Here is a 12,506-nt window from a genome sequence, read left to right as displayed (position 1 = left end):
GTGCTGACTTATCTGCAACAGCCCGTGAAGAAGCGGCTTTGGTACTCGCGATTCACAGCCAAAATTTTTCCGTGGAAAGAATCGCAATTGACTCGAATCGAGAGTTGGGAACTTAGCGTTTCTCGCAGGAGAACAAAACAGGAAAGTGAGCGCTGGCGACACCGGATTGCGAGGCTGTCGTGTCTCTTTCATCCTCATGCCAGTGCATCGCCCCAATCCGCCCGCCGCGCCACCTTGAACGCGTCACCGTCGCGCTTGGTGAAGAGCCTTTCGCCGGCGCTGCCATTTGCCTCGCAAAGCTTGAGCACGACCTTGCCGGAACCGGATTTCGGCGGCGCGACGATCCGCGCGGCGTGGAAGGCAGCCGGCTGGCGCGAAGCGGCGACATAGATGAATTTCTCATCTTCCCACGGTACTTCCGCCTCTTTGGCCAGGCGGTGCAGGCGCGAGCGGGCTACGCGGCGGGAAAAGTGGCACCAGTCCGGCGGGTTGAGCGGGCAGGGCGCGTCGTGCGGACAGGGCGCCAGCACATGCGCGCCGGCCGCGATCAATTGTGCGCGTACAGCTAGAATGCGCAGCCAGCCCGCCGGCGTGCCCGGCTCGACGATCAACAGTGTGTCCTTGGTGAGTTGCCAAAGCCGGTCGACCATTTTGGGCAGGGCCGCCGGCGCGATCTCGTCCAGCACATAGGCGCATGTGACGAGGTCGGCGGACTGCAGGTCGGCAATGTCGGTCGTGACATCACCGGCCCGCCAGACGGTCCGGGCCGTGATCGCATCGGCGGCAAGCGTCTCACCGACCTTGCGCACCGCGGCACTCGCCTCAAGCAGCGTGGCCAGTTCCAGTTCAGGCCAGAGATCACTGGTGGCCCAAAGCACGGTGCCGGGACCGGCGCCGACGTCGAGCAACGTCGCGGGTGCGAAATCCGGCCGGGCTTCGGCGAGCGCATCGAGGCTGGCGCGGACCGCGGCGTAGGTCGCCGGCATGCGCGTCGCCAGATAGGCCTTGACCGCCATGTCCTGCGCCATATGCAGGCGACCGTCGCGCAATTCGGCGCGGTAGCGGTCGGACAGGGTTTTTGCCGCTTGCTTCAGGTCCGGCAGCGCCACCTTTTCCAAAAGGCGATCGACACCCTGTCGAAGAGCGGCCGGCAGCTCCATGGCCTATGCCCCCCTGGGTGCAAGCAGGATAATCGAGGCGCCGGCCATGCAGAGCGCCGCGCCGGCAAGGTCCCAGCGATCGGGCCGCACGCCGTCGGCCAGCCACAACCAGGCGAGCGAGGCAGCGATGTAGATACCGCCATAAGCGGCATAGGCGCGGCCGGCTGCATTGGTGTCGACCAACGCCAGAAGCCAGGCGAACACAATCAGAGAGGCAAAGCCAGGCAGCAGCCAGAGCGGCGACTTCTCCAGCCGCCACCACGCCCACACCGAAAAGCAGCCGGCGATCTCGGCAAGCGCCGCGGCTGTGTAGAGGAGATAGGTCATAAAAAAGGCCTCGCGACGATCACGAGGCCTTTTTCGGGGCAGGAGCCTATAATGGCAAGCGCCAATAATGCGTCCTGTCAGCGCTGTTCCTATTCCGCCACCTTGCGTCGGCGGGCGGGCTTGGCGGACTTCTCGACAGGAGCCGCCTCGCGGCGGCCCATGTCGCGCAACTCCAGCGCCTTCTCGCATTTGGCCATATAGTCGCGCGTCATCGGCAGCGTGTCGTTCTTCTTGGTGATCTGGAACTGGAAAATCACCAAGTCCTGCCAACGGAAGGCAGCTTCCGAGGCAGCCAGATAGAACTCCCACATGCGGCAGAAGCGTTCGTCATAGATCGCCTTTGCCTTGTCGCGGTTGGCGGCGAAGCGCAGGCCCCAATGCTTCAGCGTGTCGGCATAATGGAGCCGCAGGATCTCGACGTCGGTGACCACGAGGCCGGACTTCTCGATCGCCGGCAGCACCTCGGACATCGCCGGGATGTAGCCGCCCGGGAAAATATACTTGCGGATGAAGGCGCTGGTCGCCCACGGCACGCCGGAGCGGCCGATCGTGTGCAAAAGCATGACGCCATCAGGCTTCAGCAATGTTGCCGCCTTGTCGAAGAAGGTGCGGTAATGGTTGACCCCGACATGCTCGAACATGCCGACCGAGACAATGCGGTCGAAGCGTTCGTTGAGCTCGCGATAATCCTTCAGTTCGAAATGGACGTGGTTTTCCAGCCCTTGCGCGTGGGCCCGGTCGGTGGCGACGCCATGCTGTTCCGTCGACAGCGTCACGCCCTGCACGTCGACATCGAAGGCCTTGGCCAGATAGAGGCCGAGCCCGCCCCAGCCGGAGCCGATGTCGAGCACCGTCTGGCCGGCCTTCAGCCTGAGCTTGGCGGCGATATGACGTTTCTTGGCGGCCTGCGCCTCGTCGAGCGTCATGTCCGGCTGCTCGAAATAGGCACAGGAATACTGCATGTCCTCATCGAGGAAGAGCCGGTAAAGCTCACCCGACAGATCGTAGTGGCGCTGCACGTTGCGGCGCGAGCGCGCGGCGGTGTTGATCTGCTGCAGGCGACGGAAGGCGTGGCGCAGGCCCTCTATGGCTTTCGACCATGTCGCGTCGATGCCGCCGCTGCCCATGTTCTGGAAGGCAATGCGCATCAGTCCGAGCACGCCGCCTTCGAGAATGTCCAGCTCGCCGTCCATGTAGGATTCAGGCACCGCCAGCATCGGATCGAAGGTGATGGCGCGCTCGGCATGCCTGGTCTTGATGTGCATGTGCACCGGCTCGCCGCTGCCGTCGCCGAAGATGAACGTCGTGCCCTTCGGCCCGGTTACCTTGAGGCTGCCCGTGCGCACCAGGCGGTCGAGAACGCGCTTCAACAGAATATTCATGGTCCGGTGTCCCCTCACGGTCAGACAGGCTGTCCTACTCTGCATCAATATATAGGGTTTCGAAAAGTTCCTTTTGGCACAAAAATGCCCGGGCGAGAGGCCCGGGCATTGGTCCAGAAATGACTGGAAATCGACAGCACGATCGGAGCGCCGGTCCGGCGCTCGGAGCGTATGTGATCAGGCGTTTTCTTCGCCGTCTTCGAACTCGGCATTCGGATCGAAGAAGTTTTCCGGCCGCGCATTGTCGTTGATGTCGTCGCCATAAATGGCTTCGGCGGTGGTCAGCGTCTCGCCCTTGGCCTGGCGCTCGGCTTCGTCAGCCGTGCGGGCGATGTTGAGCGTGATGGTGACTTCGACTTCCGGATGCAGCGCGATTGCCACATTGGTGACGCCGATGGTCTTGATTGGCTGGTTGAGCTGGATCTGGTTGCGGTTGACCGTGAAGCCTTCCGCGGTCAGCAGGTCGGCGATATCGCGCGTCGACACCGAACCGTAGAGCTGACCGGTCTCACCGGCCGAGCGAACGGCGATGAAGCTCTTGCCGTCCAGCTTTTCGGCAACCTCTGCGGCTTCCGACTTGCGCTCGAGGTTGCGGGCTTCGAGCTGGGCGCGCTGGCCTTCGAACTTCTTCTTATTGGCTTCGTTGGCGCGCAACGCCTTGCCCTGCGGCAGCAGGAAGTTGCGGGCAAAACCGTCCTTGACCTTGACGGTATCGCCCATCTGGCCGAGGCGGGAGACGCGTTCGAGAAGGATGACGTCCATGATTATGTTCCTTTTGGTTGGGCGTCCGTCCACAAGGCCGACGCCGAATTCTTTGGAACAGGTCAGGAAGCAAAAGGGCGTTGCCGCCGGTGTCGCTGTCCTGCCTGTCGCGGCAGTTAGAGGTTTGACCTCAACTCGGGATTTGATGCTAACCGGTCATGCCCGTCATGGCCGGTGAAAGGAACGGGCGGCGAACCGCCCGTTCGGAAGACTTAGCGAACCACGTAGGGCAGAAGGCCGAGGAAACGGGCGCGCTTGATCGCCTTGGCGAGCTCGCGCTGCTTCTTCTGGCTGACGGCGGTGATGCGCGACGGCACGATCTTGCCGCGCTCGGAAATGTAGCGCTGCAAAAGACGCACGTCCTTGTAGTCGATCTTCGGGGCGTTGGCGCCGGAGAACGGGCAGGTCTTGCGGCGGCGATGGAAAGGGCGCCGGGTCGGGATCTGGTTGATGTCGACCATTATTCTGCACCCCCTTCAAAACCTTCGCGCGGACGGCGCGGACCACGGTCGCCGCCTTCGCGATCGCCGAACGAACGCGGGCCACGATCGCCGCGGTCGCCGAAGCTGCGGGCCGGCCGATCGCCACGGTCGCGATCGCCAAAGCCACCGCGCTCGGAGCGCTCTTCGCGCTTCTGCATCATGGCCGAAGGGCCTTCCTCATGCGCCTCGACCTTGATGGTCAGGAAGCGCAGCACGTCCTCGGACAGACCCATCTGGCGCTCCATCTCGTTGAGCGCTGCCGGCGGGCAGGTGAGGTCCATCAGCGTGTAGTATGCCTTCCGGTTCTTGTTGACCCGGTAGGTGAGGGACTTCAGTCCCCAGTTCTCGACCCGGCCGACAGACCCGCCATTCGCTGAGATGACGCCCTTGTACTGTTCGACAAGCGCATCGACCTGCTGCTGCGAGAGGTCCTGCCGGGCAAGAAACACATGTTCGTAAAGAGCCATTATGTCTTGGTGCCTTTCTTCGTTTCTCTCCCGGTTCCCGGCGGCAAAAGCCTCTGCAACTTCTCTGACCCGCATGTGCCTCGAAAGGCGCGGGGAAGAAAGGAGCATGACGAGACGGTCGAGAGCGGAGACACGGGAGGCGGAAACGCTTCTGGCTTCACACGAAGGTTCTCGAAAAAACCTCCGGCCCTCCGTTCAGCCCCCAGCTGGGACCGGCAGATTGGCGGCGTCTATAAAGCAATCCGCTGATAAAGCAAGGGCAAGCGGCATCCCTGATGTCGCAGGCCGCAGGAACCCACGTGGCAGCGCCCGGCAGGCCGGCGATTTTCCCGGCAACCGGCCCTTAACCGCAATGTCAGGTCGCACAGGGTTGAGCCACGCCGTCAACGGTCGCCAACCGCACCCATTACAGCGCCTCCGCCTCGAATCCCAGCGTTGTGCCATCAACGATCCGGCCAAGCTGCCGAACGTGTTTCTCTGCCGATCGCCAACAAATTTTCGAAGCTGCAATTGACGAACTGAGCGGCTGCTCCGAAGGCGGGCGGCAGGGAAATTAAGCGCCCGCCGATCGGCTCAACTCGTATGGGCGACGATCTTGTCGACCGTTTCGGGGAAGAAGTCGGGCGCGGCATGGCGCTTGCCGAACATCATGTCGTACTGGATCAGCCGGAAGTCGCGGATCGCCGGGTCAATCTCTTTCTGACGCGACCAGTCTGGCGTGGCCGCCCCGGCCGGCGTGAGCAGCAGGTTGCGGTCGACGACGCGATAGCGCTCCCGCATCTCGCCCAGGAAACCGGTGTAGTAAGGGTGGGTGATGCCGGCGGCGGTGAGGATATGATAGGGCAGGAACGCGGGGCTGACCGTGCCCAGATTCTCGACCGGGCCGGAGCGGTTCGACCAGATGATCAGCGGTGTCGCGTGATGTTCGAGGGCGGCTTCCGGCGTCGGTTCCTTGCGCGGCGCGACGTTGTCCTTCAGGAAGCCGGTCTCGACATAGACCGGTCCGAGCGGCGGCAGGTGGTCACCGAAAAAGGCGACAATCGTGGGCCGCTCGCGCCTCTTGGCCCATTCGATCAGCCGTTCAAGGCCGCGGTCCGCGTCGGCTGAACCTTCGGCGTAGGAGAGCAGCGAGTCGCGCGCCCACTGGCTGATCGGCGCTTGCACCGAATGGGTCGGATTCGAATAACGGTTCGGTTCATAGGGGCCGTGGTTCTGCAGACTGACGGCGAAGAAGAACACCGGGTCCTCGCTGGCGTCCGCTTCGCGTATGATCTCGTCGGTCATCGCCGCGTCGGATGCCAGCGGTCCGCGCTTTTCCATGGGCGGCAGCGTCTCTTCCGATTTGAAGTCGTTGAAACCGAAATCGGCATAGACCGCGCCGCGGTTCCAGAACCAGTTCGTGCCTGGATGGATGGCGCGTGCCCTGTAGCCTTGGCTTTTCAGGAAGGTCGCCATCGACGGCGTCGGGGTGCGGACATATTGCTGGTAGGGGATGCTGCCGGCCGGCAGGAAAGCATTGGAAAAGCCGGTCAGCGCTTCGAATTCGATGTTGGCGGTCATGCCGCCGAATTCGGGCGAGAACATCGAGCCCGATCGGAGCGCCCGCACATTGGGCATCGGATCGGGAGTGATGGTGACTCCGGGCAGCTTGGTTGGATCCCAGAAGGATTCGCTCATGACGATGATGATGTCCGGCTTCTGGGCCGGCACCGAGGCGGTCACCTCGGGCCGCTCGATCGCCGCGATCGCCTTGTCGGAATAGCCCGGCGGTGCCGAGACATGCGCCATCGGCACGTTGAGCGCGAAGGCGAGCGCGAAGCCGTTGGAGGCGTAGTTTTCCTTCTGGTCCCACATGATCGGGATGATCTGCAGCCGGTCCCTGGTCCACGAGAAGGTGGCGTAATCCATGATCGAGACGAAGAAGGCGAGCAGCGGCACCGCCAGCGTCAGCCGGGCAAGGCGGCCCTTGCGGCTGAGGGCCGGAACCTTGCGGCGCCATAGCCGCCAGCCGTAGACGAGCAGGGACAGGCCGGCGACGATGCCCGCGACCATGGCCAGCGCTGTCATTGGCCGCTCGCGCACCAAGAGCGGCAGCAGGGCGAAGATCTGGCGGGCGTAGAGGAAATCCGTCGGGTAGAGCGGATCGCCGAGATAATACGACTTCTGGTGGCCGACAAAGGCCAGCGACAAGGTCAGCGGCGCGACGATCATCAGGCTCTGATGGCTGCGGCCGAGCACCGCGTCGAGACCGATCAGGACCAGCGCGAAGACGACGATAGTTGTCCAGCCCGGCTTGAACGGCTGCAGGAAGAAGGAAACGGTGCCGGCGACATCACCGCGCACGATCAGTTCGATGGCGAACACCAAGACGGCCGAGATCGCCAGGCTGATCAGCCCGTAGCGGACAACAGGCCATCTACGGCCCGGCAGATAGCCGGTGGACGGATCGTCTTCCAGGAACTGCGGCGCCGCGTTGCCGGCACGTTTGAAACTCTTTGCCACTTCAACTTCCCGCCCAAAGACAACCCACGTCATTCGATTGTCATATAATTGTCACGCAAAGCTAGCGCCTGTGGCGGAAATAAGAAGAGCCAGCGAACGATTCGTGAGCGGTTTTCATCAGGTGTGATCGCCAAAAAGCCTTTCGGAACAGGCACTCGCGCGGGGATAGGCCCATCGGCGTGGGCTGAAGTGGCTTGACTTGGCGGCCTGCCTTGCGTCACAGGCAGGGAAAATTCGTAGTATCAGGCAAGCAAAACCAGTCAGGGGAGCCCTCGCATGGCCGTTGCATTCACCTTTCCGGGACAGGGTAGCCAGGCTGTCGGCATGGGCAAGGATCTTGCCGATGCCTTTCCCGAGGCACGCAGGATTTTCCAGGAAGTCGATGACGCGCTCGGCGAAAACCTGTCGAAGCTGATCTGGGAAGGTCCCGAAGAGACGCTGACGCTGACGGCCAACGCGCAGCCGGCGCTGATGGCGGTGTCGCTTGCCGCCATCAAGGCGCTGGAATCGCGCGGCTTCTCGCTGAAGGACAAGGTCGCTTATGTCGCCGGCCATTCGCTGGGCGAATATTCGGCACTCGCCGCCGCCGGCTTCGTTTCCGTTGCCGATGCCGCCCGCCTGCTGCGCATCCGCGGCAACGCCATGCAGGCAGCGGTGCCGGCCGGCGAGGGCGCCATGGCGGCGATCATCGGGTTGGAGCAGGCCGATGTCGAAGCCGCCTGTGCTGAGGCCGCCCTTGGGGCCGGCAAGGGGGCCGTCTGCCAGGTGGCGAACGACAATGGCGGCGGCCAACTGGTCATATCAGGGGCGAAGGCGGCGGTTGAACTGGCAGCGAAACTGTGCACCGAAAAAGGCGCCAAACGGGCGCTGATGCTGCAGGTTTCGGCGCCCTTCCATTCCGCGCTGATGACGCCGGCCGCCAATGTCATGCGCGAGGCACTTGCCGGCGTGACAAAGACCGCGCCAATCGTTCCCGTGGTGTCCAACGTATCGGTGCAGCCGTCGACCGATCCCGACGGGATCGCCGGGCGGCTGGTCGAGCAGGTGACCGGTCGCGTCCGCTGGCGCGAAACGGTGGAGTGGTTCGGCGCCAACGGCGTCACCACGCTTTACGAGATCGGTGCCGGCAAGGTGCTTTCAGGACTGGCTCGTCGCATCAACCGCGACATCGCCACCGCCTCCGTGGGTTCCGCAGCCGAGGTCGAGGCGGCTGTGGCTGCGCTGTGACTTGAATTCTTCGCCGCCGACATCTTCTTTGACGACTTTTTGGAGATATCGGATTGGGGATTACCGCGTAATCTGCGATGTAAAGGACAAGCGTCTGGTCATTCTGGTGGTAACGATTGGCCATCGGGTGATGTTTATCGATAACCGTCCGTACGATTTGAGAAGAGGACAAGAGATGTTCGAACTGACCGGCCGCAAGGCGCTTGTCACCGGCGCATCGGGGGGCATCGGCGAGGCGATCGCCAGGGTGTTGCATGCGCAAGGCGCGACCGTCGGCCTGCACGGCACGCGCGTTGAGAAACTGGAGACGCTGGCCTCCGAATTGGGCGACCGGGTCAAGCTGTTCCCGGCCAACCTGTCGAACCGTGACGAGGTCAAGGCACTCGGCCAGAAGGCGGAGGCCGATCTCGAGGGCGTCGACATCCTGGTCAACAATGCCGGCATCACCAAGGACGGCCTGTTCGTGCGCATGTCGGACGCCGACTGGGATACGGTGATGGAGGTCAATCTCACCGCCGTTTTCCGGCTGACCCGTGAACTCACTCACCCGATGATGCGCCGCCGCCATGGCCGCATCATCAACATCACTTCGGTGGTCGGGGTGACCGGCAATCCCGGCCAGGCGAATTACTGCGCCTCCAAGGCCGGCATGATCGGCTTGTCCAAATCGCTGGCGCAGGAGATCGCCACCCGCAACATCACCGTCAACTGCGTCGCGCCGGGCTTCATCGAATCGGCGATGACCGACAAGCTCAATGACAAGCAGAAAGAGGCGATCATGGCGGCGATCCCCACCAAGCGCATGGGCACCAGTGCCGAAGTGGCGTCCGCCGTTGCTTATCTGGCTTCGAACGAGGCCGCCTACGTAACCGGGCAGACCATACATGTGAATGGCGGTATGGCGATGATCTGAGCGAGGCCCGACAGCAACGCCGACGGGCTGTGAAAACCCACCATTTCGGCTTGGACCTCGGCTATTTTTCGTGTAATGCGGCCCGCAACCCGGCGGTTCGGGCAAAAACCGGTCCGTGGCCGTTGCGTTTCCGGCAGGACCATCTTTCAGCTTGATTAGCGGCATTCCGCCCGCTAACGAAGACAGACAAACAATAGACGAGGATGCCCAAATGAGTGACACCGCAGAGCGCGTCAAGAAGATCGTCATCGAGCACCTTGGCGTCGATGCCGACAAAGTGACGGAGCAGGCGAGCTTCATCGATGATCTGGGCGCTGACAGCCTCGACACGGTTGAACTCGTCATGGCGTTTGAAGAAGAATTCGGCGTCGAGATCCCCGATGACGCGGCCGAGACCATCCTGACGGTCGGCGATGCGGTGAAGTACATCGACAAGGCTTCGGCCTGACGCTTTTCGCAGTCGTCACCGGGGAGGACCTGCGATGAGGCGTGTCGTCGTCACGGGCCTTGGCCTGGTTTCGCCGTTCGGTATGGGCTTCGAGCACGGCTGGAAGGAACTGCTGACCGGCCGCAGCGCTGCCAAGCGCGTCACCGAGTTCGAGGTGGACGATCTTGCCTGCAAGATCGCCCACGTCATTCCGCGCGGCGACGGCTCCAACGGCACGCTCAATCCCGAAGCCATTCTTGAGCCGAAGGAACTCCGCAAGATCGGCGACTTCATCCTGTACGGGATCGCGGCCGCCGATGAAGCGCTGAAGGATTCCGGCTGGCAGCCTTCAACCGAGGAGGAGCGTTGCGCCACCGGTGTGCTGATCGGCTCCGGTATCGGCGGTCTTGAGGGCATCGCCGAGAACGCGATCATCCTCAAGGAACGCGGCCCGCGACGCATCAGCCCGTTCTTCATTCCCGGAAACATCATCAATCTCGTGTCGGGCCAGGTTTCGATCCGGCACGGGTTGAAAGGCCCCAACCACGCTGTCGTCACCGCTTGCTCGACCGGCGCGCACGCCATTGGCGACGCCGCCCGGCTGATCATCTTCGGCGATGCCGACATCATGCTGGCTGGCGGCGCCGAATCGCCGGTGACCCGGCTGTCGCTCGCCGGCTTCGCCGCATGCCGGGCGCTGTCGACCGAGCGCAACGATACCCCGCAAACGGCCTCGCGGCCCTATGACCGTGACCGTGACGGTTTCGTCATGGGCGAGGGCGCCGGCGTCCTCGTGCTGGAGGAGCTTGAGCATGCCAAGGCGCGCGGCGCCAAGATCTATGCCGAGGTGACCGGCTACGGCCTGACCGGCGACGCCTATCACATTACCGCACCGGCTGAAGATGGCGATGGCGCTTTCCGTTGCATGACGGCGGCGTTGAACCGGGCAAAGCTTACGCCGGCCGATGTCGACTACATCAATGCGCACGGCACCTCGACCATGGCCGATACGATCGAACTCGGCGCCGTCGAGCGGCTGGTCGGCGATGCGGCGTCGAAGATTTCGATGTCGTCGACCAAGTCGTCGATCGGCCATTTGCTGGGAGCGGCAGGCGCGGCCGAAGCGATCTTTTCGATCCTCGCCATCCGCGACAATATCGCACCGGCGACCATCAATCTCGACAATCCAGAACGCGAAACCGCTATCGACCTGGTGCCGAACAAGCCACGCGCCCGCCAGATCGACGTGGCACTGTCCAATTCCTTCGGCTTCGGTGGCACCAACGCCTCGCTCGTCTTCCAGCGGTATAATGGCTGACGGTCCGGTTACCGGGCAATGCTTTGGCGTGTCGTCAATTTTGCCATATTCGCCCCTACTCTGCCGCAGGGGATTCGTTGAGAGATCGAACGGTAGGGCGACATGAACACTAATCCGTCGGGCAACGGAGAATTCGGGCAAAGGCCGGCGAACACCGGGCCGATCGTGCCGAAGACGGCCAGCGAAGCCTTGCGGCCGGAAGCCGGAACACCGCCGCCGAAACGCTCGCGTGCTTCGCGCAGCCAGGTCGTCGTGTTCATGAACTTCGTCATCTCGGCGGTGATGCTGATCGTTCTGGCGGCGGGCGTGGCCCTCTATTTCGGCAAGCAGGAGTTTACCGAACCCGGCCCATCCGCCAATGGCGACACTTTCCTCGTCAAGCCCAGCACCGGCGTCCAGGACATTGCCGACCAGCTCGAGCGCCGCGGATTGATCAGCGACGCCCGCGTATTCCGCCTCGGGGTGCGTGCCTTCGGCAACGATTCCGCGCTCAAGGCCGGTGAGTACGAGATCAAGCCCAGGGCATCCATGCGCGACATCATGGAACTGCTGAAGAGCGGCAAGTCGGTGATGTATTCGCTGACTATTCCCGAGGGGCTGACGGTCGAGCAGGCCTTGCAGCGCATCGCCGACGAACCGGCTTTGAGCGGCGATATGCCGGCGAAGACACCCCCTGAAGGCAGCCTTGCCACCGACACGCTGCGCTTCACGCGTGGCGCAACGCGTCAGCAGATGGTCGACAAGCTGCTCGCCGATCAGAAGAAACTGGTCGATGAGGTGTGGCAGCGGCGCGCGCCGGATCTGCCCCTGGCCAGCGTCGAGGACTTTGTCACCCTGGCCTCGATCGTCGAGAAGGAAACCGGCAAGGGCGACGAACGCTCGCGCGTGGCCGCCGTCTTCCTGAACCGGTTGGCCAAGGGCATGCGCCTGCAGTCCGATCCGACCATCATCTACGGTCTGTTTGGCGGCAAGGGCAAGCCGGCGGATCGCCCGATCTATCAGTCCGACATCCAGAAGCAGACGCCTTACAACACCTATGTGATCAGCGGCTTGCCGCCGACGCCCATCGCCAATCCAGGCCGCGCGGCCCTCGAGGCCGTGGCCAACCCGTCGAAGACCGACGATCTCTATTTCGTCGCCGACGGCACGGGCGGTCACGTCTTTGCCTCGACGCTGAACGAGCATAATGAAAACGTCGCCCGCTATCGCGCGCTGCAGAAGAAGCAGGCCGATGAGGCAGCCAAGGCCGCTGCTGCCGCCGGTGCCAGCGGCAGTGCCGACAAGCCTGCTGACGACAAGCCAGCTGACGAGAAGCCTGCCATTGACAGCGGCATCGATGGCGACAATGGCGATGCTGGCGGTGATGCGGGCGCGGCCCAGTAAGGCGAAGAAAAGCGTTGCCTGGACGGCGGCGGCCTGACATTTGAAGGAACGCCAGGCGTCTAATTTCGACGTATTCGCGGAATGGTCATTTTAAGTTAAGCCGCACTCGTCCCTCCGGAAAACCGGTTTCGGGGTGAGGCGCCAGGGATGTGCAGG

Annotated in this window: 12 protein-coding genes; 5 read left to right on the top strand and 7 right to left on the bottom strand. The window is 63.0% G+C overall.

Annotation, left to right across the window (positions count from 1 at the left end; translation table 11 throughout):
• Positions 1-194 precede the first annotated feature (194 nt).
• The 7 genes from FJW04_RS27780 to FJW04_RS27750 all read right to left on the bottom strand — a co-directional run bounded on the left by FJW04_RS27780 (position 195) and on the right by FJW04_RS27750 (position 7,115).
• Entirely contained in the window at positions 195-1,160 is a 966-nt protein-coding gene (locus FJW04_RS27780; RefSeq protein WP_140717949.1) for a small ribosomal subunit Rsm22 family protein, read from the bottom strand.
• A gap of 3 nt (positions 1,161-1,163) precedes the next feature.
• Positions 1,164-1,487 carry a YnfA family protein gene (locus FJW04_RS27775; RefSeq protein ID WP_015318511.1) on the bottom strand — a complete coding sequence of 108 codons (324 nt, stop codon included), beginning with the start codon at positions 1,485-1,487 and terminating at the stop codon, positions 1,164-1,166.
• Positions 1,488-1,576: 89 nt separating this feature from the next.
• Entirely contained in the window at positions 1,577-2,869 is a 1,293-nt protein-coding gene (locus FJW04_RS27770; protein WP_140717947.1) for a cyclopropane-fatty-acyl-phospholipid synthase family protein, read from the bottom strand.
• Positions 2,870-3,046: 177 nt separating this feature from the next.
• Positions 3,047-3,631 (bottom strand): 50S ribosomal protein L9, encoded by a 585-nt coding sequence (gene rplI / locus FJW04_RS27765; protein WP_140717945.1) that lies wholly within the window; start codon positions 3,629-3,631, stop codon positions 3,047-3,049.
• Between the two features lie 212 nt (positions 3,632-3,843).
• Positions 3,844-4,092 carry a 30S ribosomal protein S18 gene (rpsR, locus tag FJW04_RS27760; protein ID WP_006203718.1) on the bottom strand — a complete coding sequence of 83 codons (249 nt, stop codon included), beginning with the start codon at positions 4,090-4,092 and terminating at the stop codon, positions 3,844-3,846.
• On the bottom strand, positions 4,092-4,580 hold the full coding sequence (rpsF, locus tag FJW04_RS27755) for a 30S ribosomal protein S6 (RefSeq protein WP_015318508.1): 489 nt from the start codon (positions 4,578-4,580) through the stop codon (positions 4,092-4,094). Before rpsF ends, rpsR begins: the two co-directional genes overlap by 1 nt.
• A gap of 573 nt (positions 4,581-5,153) precedes the next feature.
• Positions 5,154-7,115, bottom strand: a complete 1,962-nt coding sequence (locus FJW04_RS27750) for an LTA synthase family protein (protein ID WP_140717943.1) — start codon at positions 7,113-7,115, stop codon at positions 5,154-5,156.
• A gap of 243 nt (positions 7,116-7,358) precedes the next feature.
• On the opposite strand from FJW04_RS27750, the gene fabD reads away from it, so the two are divergent.
• The 5 genes from fabD (at position 7,359) to mltG (ending at position 12,350) form a co-directional block, all read left to right on the top strand.
• Complete coding sequence (gene fabD / locus FJW04_RS27745) at positions 7,359-8,309, top strand: ACP S-malonyltransferase (RefSeq protein ID WP_140717941.1); 951 nt, start codon at positions 7,359-7,361, stop codon at positions 8,307-8,309.
• Between the two features lie 175 nt (positions 8,310-8,484).
• Positions 8,485-9,222: a 3-oxoacyl-[acyl-carrier-protein] reductase gene (gene fabG / locus FJW04_RS27740; protein WP_140617222.1), complete on the top strand. Its 738-nt coding sequence runs from the start codon at positions 8,485-8,487 to the stop codon at positions 9,220-9,222.
• A gap of 211 nt (positions 9,223-9,433) precedes the next feature.
• Positions 9,434-9,670 carry an acyl carrier protein gene (locus tag FJW04_RS27735; RefSeq protein ID WP_006203723.1) on the top strand — a complete coding sequence of 79 codons (237 nt, stop codon included), beginning with the start codon at positions 9,434-9,436 and terminating at the stop codon, positions 9,668-9,670.
• Positions 9,671-9,704: 34 nt separating this feature from the next.
• Entirely contained in the window at positions 9,705-10,967 is a 1,263-nt protein-coding gene (fabF, locus tag FJW04_RS27730) for a beta-ketoacyl-ACP synthase II (RefSeq protein ID WP_023773396.1), read from the top strand.
• A 102-nt stretch (positions 10,968-11,069) separates the two neighbouring features.
• Entirely contained in the window at positions 11,070-12,350 is a 1,281-nt protein-coding gene (mltG, locus tag FJW04_RS27725; RefSeq protein ID WP_140717937.1) for an endolytic transglycosylase MltG, read from the top strand.
• Positions 12,351-12,506: the final 156 nt, after the last annotated feature.

The organism is Mesorhizobium sp. B2-7-3, from assembly GCF_006440715.1.
GTDB classification, from domain to species: Bacteria; Pseudomonadota; Alphaproteobacteria; order Rhizobiales; family Rhizobiaceae; genus Mesorhizobium; species Mesorhizobium australicum.
The sequence above is the reverse complement of the archived record's forward strand: the minus strand, read 5'-3'. Positions and strand labels throughout refer to the sequence as shown.